At 61.0% G+C, this 15,329-nt stretch carries 19 protein-coding genes; 18 read left to right on the forward strand and 1 reads right to left on the reverse strand.

All coding sequences use genetic code 11. From position 1 onward, the window contains the following. Positions 1–282: 282 nt before the first annotated feature. The 13 genes from ACI766_RS21050 (at position 283) to ACI766_RS21110 (ending at position 10,550) form a co-directional block, all read left to right on the forward strand. The gene (locus tag ACI766_RS21050; RefSeq protein WP_153995448.1) at positions 283–963 is read left to right on the forward strand and encodes a hypothetical protein; all 681 of its coding nucleotides are present in this window, start codon (positions 283–285) and stop codon (positions 961–963) included. A gap of 513 nt (positions 964–1,476) precedes the next feature. Beyond that, the gene (locus ACI766_RS21055; RefSeq protein WP_033972273.1) at positions 1,477–1,782 is read left to right on the forward strand and encodes a hypothetical protein; all 306 of its coding nucleotides are present in this window, start codon (positions 1,477–1,479) and stop codon (positions 1,780–1,782) included. Between the two features lie 93 nt (positions 1,783–1,875). Then, entirely contained in the window at positions 1,876–2,214 is a 339-nt protein-coding gene (locus ACI766_RS21060) for an RAQPRD family integrative conjugative element protein (protein WP_016561610.1), read from the forward strand. Continuing rightward, on the forward strand, positions 2,211–2,450 hold the full coding sequence (locus ACI766_RS21065) for a TIGR03758 family integrating conjugative element protein (RefSeq protein WP_003125330.1): 240 nt from the start codon (positions 2,211–2,213) through the stop codon (positions 2,448–2,450). Before ACI766_RS21060 ends, ACI766_RS21065 begins: the two co-directional genes overlap by 4 nt. Before the next feature lie 17 nt (positions 2,451–2,467). Beyond that, positions 2,468–2,824 carry a TIGR03745 family integrating conjugative element membrane protein gene (locus tag ACI766_RS21070; protein ID WP_062877668.1) on the forward strand — a complete coding sequence of 119 codons (357 nt, stop codon included), beginning with the start codon at positions 2,468–2,470 and terminating at the stop codon, positions 2,822–2,824. A gap of 10 nt (positions 2,825–2,834) precedes the next feature. Then, complete coding sequence (locus ACI766_RS21075; protein ID WP_017001410.1) at positions 2,835–3,221, forward strand: TIGR03750 family conjugal transfer protein; 387 nt, start codon at positions 2,835–2,837, stop codon at positions 3,219–3,221. Next, positions 3,218–3,877, forward strand: a complete 660-nt coding sequence (locus tag ACI766_RS21080; RefSeq protein ID WP_062877669.1) for a PFL_4703 family integrating conjugative element protein — start codon at positions 3,218–3,220, stop codon at positions 3,875–3,877. Before ACI766_RS21075 ends, ACI766_RS21080 begins: the two co-directional genes overlap by 4 nt. Continuing rightward, entirely contained in the window at positions 3,874–4,758 is an 885-nt protein-coding gene (locus ACI766_RS21085) for a TIGR03749 family integrating conjugative element protein (protein WP_062877851.1), read from the forward strand. The genes ACI766_RS21080 and ACI766_RS21085 overlap by 4 nt, the downstream gene beginning before the upstream one ends. Continuing rightward, positions 4,742–6,247 carry a TIGR03752 family integrating conjugative element protein gene (locus tag ACI766_RS21090; RefSeq protein ID WP_062877670.1) on the forward strand — a complete coding sequence of 502 codons (1,506 nt, stop codon included), beginning with the start codon at positions 4,742–4,744 and terminating at the stop codon, positions 6,245–6,247. The genes ACI766_RS21085 and ACI766_RS21090 overlap by 17 nt, the downstream gene beginning before the upstream one ends. Further along, positions 6,225–6,668, forward strand: a complete 444-nt coding sequence (locus ACI766_RS21095; protein ID WP_057382490.1) for a TIGR03751 family conjugal transfer lipoprotein — start codon at positions 6,225–6,227, stop codon at positions 6,666–6,668. The genes ACI766_RS21090 and ACI766_RS21095 overlap by 23 nt, the downstream gene beginning before the upstream one ends. Beyond that, the gene (locus tag ACI766_RS21100) at positions 6,668–9,616 is read left to right on the forward strand and encodes a conjugative transfer ATPase (RefSeq protein WP_062877671.1); all 2,949 of its coding nucleotides are present in this window, start codon (positions 6,668–6,670) and stop codon (positions 9,614–9,616) included. Before ACI766_RS21095 ends, ACI766_RS21100 begins: the two co-directional genes overlap by 1 nt. After that, positions 9,613–9,897, forward strand: a complete 285-nt coding sequence (locus ACI766_RS21105) for a hypothetical protein (protein WP_003086159.1) — start codon at positions 9,613–9,615, stop codon at positions 9,895–9,897. Before ACI766_RS21100 ends, ACI766_RS21105 begins: the two co-directional genes overlap by 4 nt. Next, positions 9,894–10,550, forward strand: coding sequence for a DsbA family protein (locus ACI766_RS21110; RefSeq protein WP_033972279.1), 657 nt, complete (start codon positions 9,894–9,896; stop codon positions 10,548–10,550). Before ACI766_RS21105 ends, ACI766_RS21110 begins: the two co-directional genes overlap by 4 nt. Here the strand turns inward: ACI766_RS21110 and ACI766_RS21115 are convergent. Next, the gene (locus ACI766_RS21115) at positions 10,547–10,765 is read right to left on the reverse strand and encodes a hypothetical protein (RefSeq protein WP_003158150.1); all 219 of its coding nucleotides are present in this window, start codon (positions 10,763–10,765) and stop codon (positions 10,547–10,549) included. The genes ACI766_RS21110 and ACI766_RS21115 overlap by 4 nt on opposite strands. A gap of 558 nt (positions 10,766–11,323) precedes the next feature. On the opposite strand from ACI766_RS21115, the gene ACI766_RS21120 reads away from it, so the two are divergent. The 5 genes from ACI766_RS21120 to ACI766_RS21140 all read left to right on the forward strand — a co-directional run bounded on the left by ACI766_RS21120 (position 11,324) and on the right by ACI766_RS21140 (position 15,319). Then, on the forward strand, positions 11,324–12,511 hold the full coding sequence (locus tag ACI766_RS21120; protein ID WP_062877672.1) for an NAD(P)/FAD-dependent oxidoreductase: 1,188 nt from the start codon (positions 11,324–11,326) through the stop codon (positions 12,509–12,511). 22 nt (positions 12,512–12,533) lie between these two features. Further along, positions 12,534–12,956, forward strand: a complete 423-nt coding sequence (locus tag ACI766_RS21125) for a DUF1641 domain-containing protein (protein ID WP_062877673.1) — start codon at positions 12,534–12,536, stop codon at positions 12,954–12,956. After that, complete coding sequence (locus ACI766_RS21130) at positions 12,946–13,812, forward strand: methyltransferase domain-containing protein (RefSeq protein WP_062877674.1); 867 nt, start codon at positions 12,946–12,948, stop codon at positions 13,810–13,812. Before ACI766_RS21125 ends, ACI766_RS21130 begins: the two co-directional genes overlap by 11 nt. A gap of 137 nt (positions 13,813–13,949) precedes the next feature. Continuing rightward, positions 13,950–14,381, forward strand: coding sequence for a TIGR03757 family integrating conjugative element protein (locus tag ACI766_RS21135; protein WP_079279831.1), 432 nt, complete (start codon positions 13,950–13,952; stop codon positions 14,379–14,381). After that, on the forward strand, positions 14,381–15,319 hold the full coding sequence (locus ACI766_RS21140; RefSeq protein ID WP_062877675.1) for a TIGR03756 family integrating conjugative element protein: 939 nt from the start codon (positions 14,381–14,383) through the stop codon (positions 15,317–15,319). The genes ACI766_RS21135 and ACI766_RS21140 overlap by 1 nt, the downstream gene beginning before the upstream one ends. The last annotated feature ends 10 nt before the right edge of the window (positions 15,320–15,329 follow it).

Below are 15,329 nucleotides of genomic sequence, written 5' to 3' on the forward strand. Positions count from 1 at the left end.
CAGCCAAAACATCACTAAGGCCGTCGAGCGGTCGGACTCTTGCTTGCACTAAACAGAAAGCCGCTCTGAATCAACTCTCTGAACCACCTCACGTTTTCTAGCCTCCAAGCTTCCCGATGGCTTAGAAACACCTATGAAACCAGAGTCGATTCAGGTGTGATGCGCGTGTATAGCGCTAGCTAGACAGAAGCCCAATTGAAGCAGATTCTTGATGACGTGGTTAAAATGGATTAGATTCTCACATAGATGCATACTTGGCGTAAAACTAATGCTTGGAAATAAATGAAATACGATAAACTTAAGCGAAAACATCGCAATAAGCATAAAATTATTTTAACTCGAATTATTCAAATCCTATCTAGCCTCGGCGCATTCAGCTTCTTGATTGCGACCTTCTATAGCTTTTTTATGAATGATGTTCGGCTTACTTTCGAAAGACCATATGGGAGGTCATATATTTTCTCGTTTAGCAACGATACCCCCGCTGATATACGAGTGGAGAGGTTCAGAGTTACCTCCCCTAACCAGCCAGTGATCGCGAAAACCACCCGAGATATTTATGCAGAGTCACGTGACGGGAGCCTAGTTATGCCAGGTGGAAACGTCAGCACGGTACCTATCACGGAGTTCCATGAATTGGATGGAGAGACCATACCCTCTCATGACATCCATAAATTTAGACTCCCCCCATTAAACAGCCGGGACTATCTCCAACTGGAGGCCGCTATTTTTGAGATTGAGTATAAAATAACACCAAAAAGCAAAACACTTAGCTTCATAGACAAGACTCTCAAGCTCATAGGGCTACGAAATGGAAGTGAAACCATCCGATATTTAGTTATCGATAACTATTGGATCCCGACCCGCTCTCCATCGCCCTACGAAGCCATCCGGGTTGCCTGTCGCGATAACGATATGCTTTCTAAAGATCTGTGTTCAGAGTCAGCCTTCCGTAACAGATGACTCTCCCCAAACTAACCTCCTTTAGGAAACCAACTACGCGAAGCTGCTTTCTAAACATCAGCCAAATTCTTGCTACTCGGCAAACAATACCATTTTTAGCTATGATCTTTAGGAGAAGCCACTAGGCTAAGATACTGTGCTTTTCTACTATACTCAGTATCTCTGAACCTTCTGAAATTGCACACTTCCTTAGGTCTCATTTTTCAGTGGCCTTTTTCGCCCAGATGTAGGTTCCCTCTACCCAAATCAGCAACAACGAAACCGGCCCATACTTCATAGTCCAGCGCCACATTTACTCAAACCTTTCTAAACGTTCAAGCCCGACCAAATTACGCGCATAATAATTTTATATTATTTAACTATGATTTTCTTCCGAGCCACATTAAACAGCATTGATACAACCGATACCAACATCAAGAAATCAACAGCGCCCAGTCCGAGTATTTTCGGTTGAAACCCTCCTCCTATTCCTGAAACCGTGCTGCTCCGTTCGGACTCATCTAGGAGCACACCATGAGCACAAGACAGTCCTTCGAATACCATGTCGAGAACATCGACATTCCCTACAAAACCCTCACCAAGGGCGTCGCGATGTTCAAACACAAAGAAGACACCTTGGAACCCGACGACCACGCCTTGCTCAACCCTCTGCGCTGGGCCGAGGTCGTGCGTCTGGGCCGGGAAGGCTGGGAGTTGGTGAGCGTTCAGCCACTCATGCGGGGCGTAACCGAGATCGGCAATCAAAACGCCCAAGGCTGGGCCTGGGGCGTCGCTCTGCCCGTCAGCTACCTGCTGTTTTTCAAACGCGCAACCTCATAAAAAAATACCCCGGACCCGCGCCGAGTATTTCTTGCGGAATGGAATCAGGGCGATCGGCAAGCTGATCGCACCCTGATCTGCAAGAGATTCGCCGTGAACACTCCACATCCATCCCTTCGCCGAAGCTGCCTGGCCGTCTTGGCCTGCAGTGCGCTGGTCGCACAGGGAGCTTTCGCAGCGAGCGCCTCCGAGCAGGCGAACCTGGAGGTGATGATCCGGCAGCTCAACGCCCTCGAGGACACCGCCCGCCGCAGTGCCCAGGGCGCCGATGAGCCCGGACAGCGCTTCTACTTCGACTACTCACGCCTGGCCGCTGACCTGCAGCGCATCCGCCAAGGCCTGCAGGACTACATGACCCCCAGCCGCGCCCAACCGCGTGACCCTTCAGACCTATCTGGGAATTACACCCTGCGCGGAGGGCCGATGCCGTGAGCATGAGCGGAGCCCAGACATCAGCGTTCCAGGCCGCCGCTGGCTTTCCTCCATCGGCCGGCGAGGGGCTGTTCATTGGAGCAGCGATGACCTTCCTTCTGCTGTGGTCCGCCTGGGCGATGTACAGCACCTGGCGCGGCTGGGCCACCAACAACCTCGACAGCGCCACTGCCGGCGCTTCCGCCATACGGATCTTGGTCCTCCTCGGCATCACCTCTTTCTTCCTCCTCAGCTGACCCATACGGAGACACTCATGCTGAAATTCACCATCCAGAAACTGTCCACCCTCTGCCGGCGCCTGGCCGCCATCAATTTGGCGCTCCCCGGTTTCGCCTTGGCTGCACTCCCCAAACCTGAGGCACCTACCCGTGGGGAGGGCTCGGGGATCATGCAAACCATCCAGAACTTCGGCTATGACGGAGCGATGTTCCTCGCGGCACTCATCTGCGTGGCTGTCTTTTTGGGGGTCGCTTGGCATACCTACGGCACCTATCACGCCATCCATGACGGGAAGAAGAAGTGGTCGGATCTCGGAGCGGGCGTGGCCGTAGGTGTAGGCCTGCTGATCTTGATCATTTATCTCGTCACCAAAGCCTCCACCATCATGTAAGGGCCTTCCCATGCCCGAAGAACATCTGTTTCAGGATGGGACCCTCAGCTTCCTGCCGACCCGTTTGAACCGGCAACCGGTGGTCATCGGCGGCCTGACCGCAGACGAAATGTGGATCACGGTCTTCACCAGCGGAGCAGCCGGGTTCGTTCTTGGCATCCCGGCTGCCTTGGTCGCAGGTAACGCTGCCTGCATTCCACTGGGCGCGCTGCTGGTCGGCGCCCTCGGCCTGGGTATCGGCAGCCGCGTCCTGCGGCGGATGAAGCGGGGGCGGCCCGATACCTGGTTCTACCGCCAGGTGGAGCTGGCCCTCTCGCTGCGCTTTCCCGTCTTCGGCAACCGTCGCCTGGTGACGCGCTCCGGCGCCTGGACCAGTCGACGCACGGAGTCCCCATGAGCTTCAGAAAACACACCGCGCAACAGCAGGCTCACATCAACACGTTCCGGTTCATCACCGGCTTCCTGTGCATGGTCATCGTGGTGCTGGCCTACTGCGTCTGGGAAGCCCGCAAGGACCTCTGGATCCACATTCCGCCCGACTTGCGCTCAGGAAGCACCCGGTTGTGGTGGGACATTCCGCCAGAGAGCGTCTATGCGTTCGGCCTCTACATCTTTCAGCAGGTGCAGCGTTGGCCCAAGGACGGCGAGGTGGACTACAAGGGAAACCTGTTCCGCTACGCCGCCTACCTCACTCCCTCCTGCAAAGTCTTCCTGGAGAAAGACTTCGAGTTTCGTCGTAACGCCGGCGAGCTCAGAGGACGCGAGCGCACCACCTCGGAAATCCCCGGTCGAGGCATTGGCGAGAGCAATGGCCGCGTGATCCAGCACTCGATCAATGACTGGACCGTCAACCTGGACATGGACAGCACGGAGTACTACGCCGGCGAGAAGATCAAGCGGGCGCTGGCCCGCTACCCGTTGCATGTCATCCGCGCCGACGTCGAGCCGGAGACCAATCCCTTCGGCCTGCAATGGGACTGCTACTCCGACACGCCTCAACGTATCGAACTCGAGGAGCCGGCCGCCCCCACCAAGCAGGAGGGAGGTCTATGATCCGGAAGTCGACAGGCTCGCTCTTGCTAATGCTTGCCCTACCCACACTGGCCCACGCGGTGGAGATTCTGCGCTGGGAGCGCATTCCGTTGGCCATTCCATTGACGGTCGGCCAGGAACGCATTGTCTTTGTCGACAGAAACGTGCGAGTTGGCGTTCCTCGGGATCTGCAGGGCAAGCTGCGCGTCCAGAGTACCGGCGGCGCACTCTACCTGCTCGCCAACGAGCCGATTCCTCCAGCGCGCCTGCGCCTGCAGGACGCGACCAATGGCGAGCAGATGCTCATCGATATCGCCGCCACCGAGGCAGCGGCCGATCAACAGCCGCGCGAGCCGGTCAGGATCGTCGCCGGCGAGCCCGTGGCTCCGCACTATGGCCAGCCCCGGGAAGCCCAGCCATCGGCAGCAGCGAAACAGACCGAGCAGGTAGATGCACCGAAGGCCGTGCCGCGCGAAACGCCCGTCCCCGTGGTTCTGACGCGCTATGCGGCGCAGATGCTCTATGCCCCACTTCGCACGGTGGAACCGGTGGATGGAGTCGGTCAGGTGCGCGTCAAGCGACAGCTCGACCTGAATACCCTGCTCCCCAGTCTGCCCATCACGGCTACCGCCTTGGGCGCCTGGCGGCTGGACGACTACTACGTCACGGCGGTGAAGCTGCAGAACGCCAGCGCCCAGCACCTGGCCCTGGATCCCAGGGACCTGATGGGCAATTTCATCGCCGCAACCTTCCAGCACCCGTACTTGGGACCCCGGGGCGACGCTTCCGACACCACCACCGTGTATCTGGTGACGCGCGGCCGCGGCCTTGCCGACGCGCTCCTGCCCTCCGCCATCAGCCAGATCGATCCCAAAGGAGGCCGTCGTGGCGCTGACCGGTAATCCCCTCCTGAAGCTGCTGGTCATCCCCGTCGTGATCGGCGCCATCCTGATCGGCGTGAGCATGATGGGCAAGAAGGACAGCGCGCAATCACAAGGCGCCGCAACCCCGACGGTAACGTCGGAAGAAGCGGCAACCTTGGGCATCGACGGCGACACACCCGCCGACACACTACGCACCATCGTGGCGGAAAGCCGGCAGCTCAAGGACCAGATCAGCAAGGTCATCCAGGAGAATGACTCGCTCAAAGCTGCCAATGAGAACCTGCAGGGCCGCCTGCGCAACATCGATCAGAACATCGAGCAGAAGCTCAACAACACCGCCCAGGAGCTGCAGCAACAGCAGGAGAACCGTAGCCAGACGATCCTGGACCAAGTACAGAAACGGCTCGAGAACCTAACCCACGTTCCCGAGGCCGGCGACACCGACCTGCCCGTAGGATTCGGCGTGCGACCAGAGGATGGCCAGCACTTTCAGGGAGCGGGCTCGTCTTCATCGGACATCGTCTGGATCGAGCCCCAGGACGCCCGCGCAGTCGATGCCAATGGCCAGCCGCTGGCCGCCGGCTCCACCACCCAACCGAGCGGATTCAGCTTCCCGACCTCCTTCGGCAATGCGGTCGATCGCGGCCAGAACGCGCTGGAGCGGATCGATGACGGGCTGCACCCCGTCGGCCAACAGCGATCCGACCTCGAGAACCGCAAGCTCGTCCGCAAGACCTACACGCTGCCGCAGAACTCGACGCTCATGGGCTCGGTGGCCATGTCTGCGCTGATCGGTCGTGTGCCGGTCGACGGGACGGTCAATGATCCTTACCCGTTCAAAATCCTCATAGGCCCGGACAACCTCACCGCCAACGGCATCGAGCTGCCGGACGTCGCCGGCGCGGTAGCCAGCGGGACCGCCTCGGGCGACTGGACACTCTCCTGCGTGCGTGGGCAGATCCGCAGCCTCACGTTCGTGTTCAACGACGGGACCGTGCGCACCTTCCCGGCGCCGACCGAGGAGGTGAATGACAACCAGAGCAACAACAACCAGACCGCCAGCGCCGACCAGAAAACCATCCAGGGCGGCTTCGGCTGGATCAGCGACCCCTACGGCATCCCATGCATCGCCGGTGATCGCCGATCCAATGCCAAGGAGTACCTGGGCAACCAGAGCCTACTCACGGCTGCCGGGGCCGGCATCGCCAAGCTCCTGGACGCCGACGAGAACAACACCAGCACCGTCTTCAGCGGCAACGGCACCAGCTTCGGGACGACCGGAACCAACAGCAACTCGGCCCTCAACAGCATCCTCTCCGGCGGCGTCAGCGATATCCGGCAGTGGATGAACAAGCTGTACGGCGAGGCCTTCGCCGCCGTCTACGTGCAACCGGGCGCGCGCGTCGCCGTGCATCTCGATCAGCAACTGGCGATCGACTACGAACTCAAGGGCCGCAAGGTCGACTACAGCTCTGGAGCCGCTCATGCAACAGCAGACCTGGACTAACCCCCTTCTTCGTCTCTGCGCCGGCCTGGCCTTCGCGCTGACTCTGGCAGCGTGCTCCACCAGCAAGGAGGAGATGCTGCCCCACGGCGAGGCCAACATGCTCGACGTCTGGCAGCAAGGTGCAACCAGCTCGATAGGTAACAGCCGTGGCCGGCTGCTCCTCGATGCCAGGCAAACGCTGCGGCGCCCGATCGATCCGCAGCAGGTTGCCTCCGCGAACGACCAGGCCGACTACACCCGCACGGCCAGCAACGAGATCCACAGCCAGTTCAAACGACTGCCCAATCCCGACCTGGTCATGTATGTGTTCCCGCACCTGGCCGGCAGCGATCCCGCCCCGGTACCGGGCTATACCACCGTGTTCCCCTTCTACCAGCGAGTCCAGTACGCCATGCCGGGCGAGCGCACGGAGGACTACTGATGGGCCTTTTTCAAACCCTTCTGCGCGGTCGCACACAGCCTCAGTCGGTACCGGCAGACGCTCCCGAAGATTCAGGAGCGCTGGACGTAGCGGCTGCGGAAGAAGCGACTGAACGCTATCTGGCGCGACTGGCCGCCATGGGTATTCCTCTGCCCAACACCGGGAGCAAGAATGGCGCCACGCAGGCTGAAGCGTCACGCCTCTACGATCACGACCCATCGTTCGTAGACCTGCTGCCCTGGGCTGAGTACCTGCCCGACGAGCAGGTGATGCTCCTGGAAGATGGGCGTTCGCGCGCCGCGTTCTTCGAGCTGGTGCCCTTGGGCACCGAAGGCCGCGATCCCAATTGGATGCAGAACGCCCGGGACGCATTGAAAGAAGCCCTGCAGAACTCCTTCGACGAGCACGAAACCTCGCCCTGGATCGTCCAGTTCTACGCCCAGGACGAGATCAGCTGGGACAATTTCCAGGAGCAGTTGAGGCAGTACGTCCATCCTCGAGCGCGAGGATCGGCCTTCAGCGAGATGTACCTGGCGCTCATGAAGCATCACCTGGAGGGCATTTCGAAGCCGGGCGGACTGTTCGTCGACACCGCCGTCAGCAAGCTGCCCTGGCGAGGACAACAGCGGCGCGTGCGGATGGTCGTCTACCGCCGGATCCGCAAGGCAGATGCGCAGATTCGCGGACAGGACCCGGCGGCGTATCTGAAATCCATCTGCGAGCGTATCCAAGGCGGCCTGGCGAACGCCGGCATCGTCGCTTCGCGCATGGGCGGACAGGAGATCAGGAACTGGTTGATCCGCTGGTTCAACCCGCATCCGGATCACCTCGGCAAGACCGATGCGGATCTACGTCGCTTCTACGAACTGGTCTGCCGGCCGGACGAACCGATCCTGCAGGACGAGTTGCCGCTGGCCGACGGCACCGACTTCTCCCAGAACCTGTTCTATCGGCAGCCTGTTTCCGATGCCACCCACGGCGTATGGCTCTTCGATGCTATGCCGCACCGTGTGATCGTGGTCGACCAGTTGAACAAAGCGCCGCTGACAGGCCACGTCACCGGCGAGACGCTCAAAGGCGATGGCCTCAACGCCCTGTTCGATCGAATGCCCGAGGACACGCTGCTGTGCATCACCATGGTCGTGACGCCGCAGGACATGCTGGAAGGGCATCTGCAGCAGCTCTCGAAAAAGGCCGTTGGTGACACCCAGGCCTCGATCCACACCCGCGAGGACGTGGCCACCGTTCGACGCCTGATCGGCCGGGAGCACAAGCTCTATCGCGGAGCGATCGCTCTGTTCGTGCGCGGCCGCGACCACACCCAGTTGGAGGAACGCTGCATCACCCTGAGCAACGTACTGCTCGGCGCCGGCCTGGTGCCGGTCGAACCGCAGAACGAAGTCGGACCGCTGAACAGCTACCTGCGCTGGTTGCCCTCGAACTTCGATCCAAACGAGAAGCGAGCCCTGGAGTGGTACACCCAGATGATGTTCGCACAGCACATCGCCAACCTGTCACCCATCTGGGGGCGTACCACCGGTACAGGACACCCTGGCTTCACGCTGTTCAACCGTGGCGGCGCGCCGTTGACCTTCGACCCGTTCAACAAGCTGGACCGGCAGATGAATGCCCACGGCTTCATCTTCGGGCCAACTGGCTCCGGCAAGTCGGCGTCCCTGACCAACCTCATCTGCCAGATGCTCGCCATGTACCTGCCGCGGATGTTCGTCGCGGAAGCGGGCAACAGCTTCGGCCTGCTGGCCGACTTCGCCAAGCGGTTTGGCCTCTCGGTCCACCGGGTCCGCCTCGCCCCGGGCTCCGGCGTCAGCCTGGCACCGTTCGCGGACGCCATCAAGCTGGTCGAGAGCCCCGACCAAGTGAAGGTCCTGGACGCCGAAGACATCGAGGCCTCGGACTCGGTCCAGGGCAGCAAGGCCGACCTCGAGGACGACCAGCGAGACATCCTGGGCGAGATGGAGATCGTCGCCCGCCTGATGATTACCGGCGGCGAAGAGAAGGAAGACGCGCGCCTGACCCGTGCCGATCGCAGCGCCGTCCGCCAGGCGATCCTGGCGGCGGCCAAGACCTGCGCCGCCGCGAACCGCACGGTGCTGACCCAGGACGTGCGCGATGCGCTCTACGAGGCCTCCAGGAGCGATGGCACCGCGCCAGAACGGCGCGCGCGGCTGGCCGAAATGGCGGAAGCCATGCAGATGTTCTGCATGGGCGCCGACGGCGAGATGTTCAATCGCGAAGGCACGCCCTGGCCTGAGGCCGACCTTACCGTGGTGGATTTCGCGACCTACGCACGCGAAGGCTACGCCGCCCAGCTCGGGATCGCCTACATCTCGCTCCTGAACACCGTGAACAACATCGCCGAACGCGACCAGTTCAAGGGCCGGCCCATCGTCAAGATCACCGATGAGGGGCACATCATCACCAAGCACCCGCTGCTGCTGCCCTATGCCATGAAGATCACCAAGATGTGGCGGAAACTGGGCGCCTGGTTCTGGCTCGCCACCCAGAACATCGACGACATCCCGGCCTCCGGGGCTCCGATGCTGAACATGATCGAGTGGTGGTTGTGCCTGAACATGCCCCCCGACGAGGTAGAGAAGATCTCCAGGTTCCGCGAGCTGTCGCCGGCGCAGAAGTCGATGATGCTCTCGGCCCGCAAGGAAAGCGGCAAGTTCACCGAGGGCGTGCTCCTGGCCAAGGGCAAGGACAAGGAGTTCCTCTTCCGCGTGGTTCCCCCGAGTCTCTACCTGGCTCTGGCCATGACCGAAAACGAAGAAAAGAACCAGCGCTACAACATCATGCAAGCCACCGGCTGCGACGAGCTCGAGGCGGCCTTGCAGGTCGCAGCGGATCTCGACCAGGCGCGCGGCCTGCCACCCTTCCCCATTGTTTTCCCAGACCAACCGGCAGTGGAGTGCCAGGACGAATGAGAGCTCTGAATTCGCTGACCCAGAACCTGATCGACAACCTGACCCAGATCCTGCAGAACCCCGAAGAAGATGCCCTGCAGACGCTCAGGATATGCGCTCCTGTACTGATCGAGGAGCTGCAGCAGATTCAACTGAGGGCGGTCGATCGCCGGGACATAGTCCCGCAGATAAAGCAGCTCCTGGATGAATGGCTGCAACAGCATCCACAGCCTGATACAGCCCAACAGGCGCTCATCGAGGCCGTGGACCGTGCGGAAATCCTACAGCGGAGGCAAGCGTGAGACTGTTGAAGGGCGGCTGGGCAGCAAAACGATTTCAAGGTCCCGCCCTGCCCTGGGCGGGGCTGCTGGTCTTGCTGGCTGCATCCGCCGTAGGGGTAGAGCTTCTGGTGAAGGGGCTGCCAGCCAACCACAGCCTCTACGGCGATGCGAAAGCGCGCTGGACGATCAATGAATACGCCGACCTGGAGTGCCCCTTCTGCAAGGTCTACACCCCGCGGCTTAAGCGCTGGGTAGACAGCCATCCGGACGTGAGCCTGGTTTGGCGGCATCTTCCCCTGCAGATGCATGGCGAGGCGGCCCGCCATCAGGCTCGCCTGGTGGAGTGCGCGGGGATCCAAGGCGGCGCCAGAGCCTTCTGGAGCGCTATCGATGCGATCTTCGCTCAGTCGGTCGGCAACGGGGGCGGGCTGGCTGGCGGCACATTGGACTTTCCTGAACTGGACCAGTCTCGACTGGAGAAATGTGCGAAAGACATGGACCTGGTGGACCAGTTGATCAAGACGGACATCGACACTGCACGGTCGAACGGCATTACAGCGACCCCGACCCTGGTCATACGGGACAACCAGACGGGACGAAGCGTGAAGCTGGAGGGAATGGCCGACGAAACCACGTTGCTGTCGGCGATAGACTGGCTAGCCAAGGATCTCTAGCGTCGCGCCAAGAGACTCTTGGCTAAGAAATCGGCGAGGATCCCAACATCCCTCTTTTGGGCCTCCAAGATGCCCTGCACTTCACCTGGCAGAACCTCGACCTCCTCCCCATCCACCATCTTCACAATTCTCTTGCGGCCGGAGCTGGTGAGGCTAAGCCTCAACTCCATCGCCGGCCGGGCATTGATGTAAATGCTCTCGAGCAAGCGCTCCATGACTTCGACCACTCCTTAACATCAATTAGCCAGCTACATACAGGAATTATGCTACCCAGGACATGAAGGCGTCACCCCTACTTATGTACGCAGCAGCGCTCGATCACGGCTCGAAAAAATACACCACCTACGAGTTGATGATTTCCTGCAGCTCCATCGGAAGCGATCCTGTCTCCTGTCTGTACCTTCCTCGAATCGGTACAGACCCATGCTTCTCCATCACTCTCCCCCTGGCTGGCGGCCACAAATGCTGGTCGTTGGCTTACTACTGATACTGCTGAGCGGCGCGAGTCAGGCCGAAACCTGGATCATCACCGACACGACTCATCCGGTCACTGCTACCGGATCATCGCGCGTTCCGCTTCGGGACGCCCCTGGAACACCTCGAGAAACAACTGACTGCGGCCTTGTCCCAGGATCCCCGGCATTTCAGCGGTAACCTTCCAACACAGCGCAGATTTTTCCGCCATACCTACTAAGTTTCACAGTAAATCCTCCTCATCAACTCCTGGCTCTGGGCTATAGGTATTTGCAGTAATCACACAAGAGCAGGGGATCATGGACCGAGTTATCATCGTCGGCGGCGGAGTAGGTGGCACCATGCTCGCCAACCTTCTCGTGGCCAGGCTCTACGCTGAGGTCCTCAGCGGCAGAGTGCAGGTGATGCTGCTATCGGATTCGCCCGATCACTACTACAAGCCGGCGTTCATGTACGTCGCCTTTCAGCAGTTCTTCCTAGAAGATCTGAAGCGACCGGAACGTTCGCTGTTGCGCCCAGAAGTGGAGTTCCGAGTCGACCAGGTGGTCCGCTTCGATTTCGCTCGCCAAGAACTGCATACCCGCAGTGGCAAGCGGCACGGCTATGACTATCTGGTCATTGCCACTGGCTGCGTGCCGGCTCCCGAGCGGATTGAAGGCCTGAAGGAAGCCGGCGAGCACTTCTACCAGTACCAGCCGGCGCGCCGGCTGGCGGAGCGCCTTGCCAACCTGGAATCGGGCCGGATTTTCATCACGGTGAGTTTCCCGAAAACACCGAACGTGCCCCACCAGTGCGGGATCGCGCCTGTGGAGACCACCCTGATGCTCGATGACTATCTGCGCCGTCGGGGCGTCCGCGAACGTGTGGAGATCGTCTACACCTATCCCACCACTGCCCAGCTGCTACGCAACTGCCTGTTCCTGCAACGGCCAACCTGCGAGATCCTGCCGAGTCTATTCGAGCAGCGTGGCATTCGTTTCCAGCGTGGTTTCACCTTGGCCAGGGTCGACCCCGAGCGGCGCATCGCCTATTCCGAAGAGGGCGATGAGCAGCCCTTCGACCTGCTCATGGCGACGCCGCCGATTCGCGCAGTGGATGTCGTCAGGGAGTGTGGCCTGTCGCAATCCGCCGCCGACGAAGGCTGGTTGCCGACGAACCATGAAACCTTGCAGGTGTATGGTACCGAGCGGGTGTATACCCTGGGCGATACCGTCGATCTACCGGTGAGCAAGGCCGGAGGCGCCTGCCACAACCAGGCGCCGGTGATCGCCAACAACATCGCCGCTGAGATCCGCCTCGGCAGCCCTTGCGCAACCTACGACGGACGGGTTCAGGCCGTCGCACAGATGGGCCTGAACACCGGCATGCCGCTATGGTACGACTACAGGCACGAGGTCCAGCCGACCCCGCCAACCAAGCTTGGAGGTCTGTTGCGCCAGGGTTTCAATCGCGGGCTGTACTGGGCGGTCGCTCGCGGAATGCTTTGACCCCACACGGGGAGGAGCCGACATGGATAGCCATCAGCAGCCTCGCGCCGCGGCGCAGGCCGATATTCCCCTGTTCCCCCAGCAGACCCGGGAGGGCCTGCAGGCCCTGCTCGACAAGCTGCAGCCACTGATCGAGGGGCACCGCCTGGACAACCTGGTCGACCTGCTCTCGCTACTTTCGGATCTCATCGACCTGCTCGACCCGGCCATGGTGGACAGGCTGGCATCGCTCTTCGAGCAGGCCACCAATGTCGGCTGGTCCGTCGGCAACGCAGTGCGCGTGGCCAAGGCCGAGGTGCTGCGTGAGCAAGCGCCGAACCTTAAGGACCTATTGCGGCTGTTGCGCGATGCCGATACCCGACGCGGCCTGGCGCTAGCCCTGAGGACCTTGCGCAGCCTGGGGCGCCAGCTTGCCGCCGAGCGGGAGATCACCCATGGTGCGTGACGACCAGCTCAGCCGTGCGAACACCGAGACACACTGGGATCCTTCCGCCTACATGCAGTTTGCCCGGCTACGCCAGCGGCCGGTGGTCGAGCTGCTCGATCATATCGAGATGCACGCCCCCCAGCGGATTTATGACCTCGGCTGCGGCACCGGCATTGCCACCGAATTGCTCGCCCGCCGCTGGCCGGATGCCGAGTTGCACGGCGTGGACAGTTCCGCGGAGATGCTCGCAGAGGCGGCGCGCTTGCCGATCAAGGCATCCTGGGAACGTTCCAACCTGCAGCACTGGTGTGCCGAGCGTCCGGGCAGCCTGATATTCGCAGCGGCGGTGCTACATTTCATTGAGCGCCACGGAAGCCTGCTTCCGCGCCTGCTCGGGCAGTTGAGCCCCAGCGGCTGCCTGGCGGCGCACATGCCGAACTGGCGCGATGCATCCTGGTATCGCCTGATGCTCGACGCGCTGGACAGCGCCGGTCCCGCTGGCTCTCCACTAGGCAGCCCAGCGCTGCGCTACCTGATGCAACAACGCAATGTGCTGTCCTTAGACAACTACTACCGCCTGCTGGCACCGCTCTGCGCAGAGGTAGATATCTGGGAGACCGAGCACCTGCAGGTGGTGGATGGTAACGACCCGATCTTCGACTGGGTGAAGGTGTCAGCCCTGCGTCCGGTGCTCGGCGAGTTGGACGAGGAGGCCCGGCGGCGTTTCCTCGACCGTTACCTGGAACTGCTGCACCGTTACTACCCACGGGAGCTAGATGGACGAACGCTGTTCCCGTTTCGTCGCGTGTTCATCGTCGCCAGCCTTGCGCCACTGAAGACTCGGGCAAACTTCCGCCCTAAGGATGAAGCTTAACCCCTGGCGTACAGAACTAAGCAAACAACCGAAAATCCGCTAGAAAAATACTCCGTCGTCGCACTGATGATTTCCTGCTGCCCCATCGGAAGCGATCCTGTCTCCTGTCTGTACCTTCCTCGAACCGGTACAGACCCATGCCCCTTCATCACTCTCCCCCTGGCTGGCGGCCACAAACGCTGGCCGTTGGCTTACTACTGGTACTGCTGAGCGGCGCGAGCCAGGCCGAAACCTGGGTCATCACCGACAAGGCTCATCCGGTCTCTGCCACCGGATCGTCGCGCGTTCTGTTTCTGGATGCCCAGGAACACCTCGAAGAGCAACTGACTGCCGCCTTGCCCCAGGATCCACAGCATGCTCAAGCGGCGTTTAAGCGATTGCTACAAAGCCCCGATGGGCGCCGCCTGCAGGCAGAGCTGGTCAAGGCACAACAAGACGTCGCCGATGCGTGGAGTCTCGGTGTCGAGAAGATCCCTGCCGTAGTAGTCGATAGGCAGTACGTGGTCTACGGCGAACCGGATGTTTCGCGCGCTCTTGAGCTGATCGCCAAGGCCAGGAGGTCGCGCTGATGACCAGCCTCAACCTCCGCCGCCTGGCAGCTGCGGCCGCTACCTTCAGCCTCTCGTTCACGGCCTCGGCCGCGATCAACAGCGCTGCCATCGTCTCCTCCACCCTTTCCCCTCAGTGCCTCGAATACAAGGTCGTCGGGATCTGTTACTGGCTGCTCTGCGGCCCGCATGGCTGCAAAGTGAAGACGTCGGTCAAGGTCCGCCACTACGTGCCTGACGCAGTCGTCTCCAGCTACGCGAATACCGGGAGCAACCCCTGGACCGAGGTGTCGGCGCTGGGCACACCGAATCCACTCGCCCAGGCCGGCAATGACGCGACCACCAACTACAAGGCCGAGAACAGCATCGGCCGCTTCAAGGAAGCGGATGTGATCGGCCATCCTGGCGGGGCCACGTTCAGCCGGTTCGCCAGCACCTCTGGGTACGTTTGCCCTGGCGCCACCTTCCCGCTGGTGCCGTACTTCCTCAGCACACTGGACGCCATTGGCTGGCGGCATGGAATTCCCGAGCAGGTGTACCCCGAAGCGTTGGTCCCAGGGCTGCGCGAGGTGGGTGGAATCTTCTCCGCAGACATGTGGGGGAACCTCTATCCGCGCAGCGGATTCCTGCACCAGACCGACGACTACAAGACGGCGGCCGTCATCGCCCAGCGCGCCGGCGACATCACCACGCGAATCGGCCAGCTCCACGTCTACCTCCCCATGCGCGCAGCTCCAAAGGACGGTTACTGGCCGGCGGGCGATCTGAGAGAGGGCGATGCCTCGACCGGGAAATGGCAGGAGCTGACCCCGACCCTGAGCCTCAACTGCGCGGTGTTTCCCAACTCAGGGCCGAAGACGCAAGCCGTCGACGGCGATTACGTCTGGGCGCTCTGGCGACCCTACTCCTGCTGCCAGCGCAAGGGGCAGATCTTCCTCGGCAGTACCGACTTCCAATAAGGACACGGAG

This window comes from Pseudomonas sp. DL (assembly GCF_047199225.1).
Lineage (GTDB): Bacteria > Pseudomonadota > Gammaproteobacteria > Pseudomonadales > Pseudomonadaceae > Pseudomonas > Pseudomonas aeruginosa.

Coding starts and splice junctions, on each gene's coding strand:
- ACI766_RS21105 (WP_003086159.1), top strand. CDS start 9,613: ATGAGAGCTCTGAATTCGCTGACCCAGAACCTGATCGACAACCTGACC.
- ACI766_RS21130 (WP_062877674.1), top strand. CDS start 12,946: ATGGTGCGTGACGACCAGCTCAGCCGTGCGAACACCGAGACACACTGG.
- ACI766_RS21085 (WP_062877851.1), top strand. CDS start 3,874: ATGATCCGGAAGTCGACAGGCTCGCTCTTGCTAATGCTTGCCCTACCC.
- ACI766_RS21095 (WP_057382490.1), top strand. CDS start 6,225: ATGCAACAGCAGACCTGGACTAACCCCCTTCTTCGTCTCTGCGCCGGC.
- ACI766_RS21080 (WP_062877669.1), top strand. CDS start 3,218: ATGAGCTTCAGAAAACACACCGCGCAACAGCAGGCTCACATCAACACG.
- ACI766_RS21075 (WP_017001410.1), top strand. CDS start 2,835: ATGCCCGAAGAACATCTGTTTCAGGATGGGACCCTCAGCTTCCTGCCG.
- ACI766_RS21140 (WP_062877675.1), top strand. CDS start 14,381: ATGACCAGCCTCAACCTCCGCCGCCTGGCAGCTGCGGCCGCTACCTTC.
- ACI766_RS21070 (WP_062877668.1), top strand. CDS start 2,468: ATGCTGAAATTCACCATCCAGAAACTGTCCACCCTCTGCCGGCGCCTG.
- ACI766_RS21125 (WP_062877673.1), top strand. CDS start 12,534: ATGGATAGCCATCAGCAGCCTCGCGCCGCGGCGCAGGCCGATATTCCC.
- ACI766_RS21115 (WP_003158150.1), bottom strand. CDS start 10,765: ATGGAGCGCTTGCTCGAGAGCATTTACATCAATGCCCGGCCGGCGATG.
- ACI766_RS21055 (WP_033972273.1), top strand. CDS start 1,477: ATGAGCACAAGACAGTCCTTCGAATACCATGTCGAGAACATCGACATT.
- ACI766_RS21135 (WP_079279831.1), top strand. CDS start 13,950: ATGCCCCTTCATCACTCTCCCCCTGGCTGGCGGCCACAAACGCTGGCC.
- ACI766_RS21120 (WP_062877672.1), top strand. CDS start 11,324: ATGGACCGAGTTATCATCGTCGGCGGCGGAGTAGGTGGCACCATGCTC.
- ACI766_RS21100 (WP_062877671.1), top strand. CDS start 6,668: ATGGGCCTTTTTCAAACCCTTCTGCGCGGTCGCACACAGCCTCAGTCG.
- ACI766_RS21050 (WP_153995448.1), top strand. CDS start 283: ATGAAATACGATAAACTTAAGCGAAAACATCGCAATAAGCATAAAATT.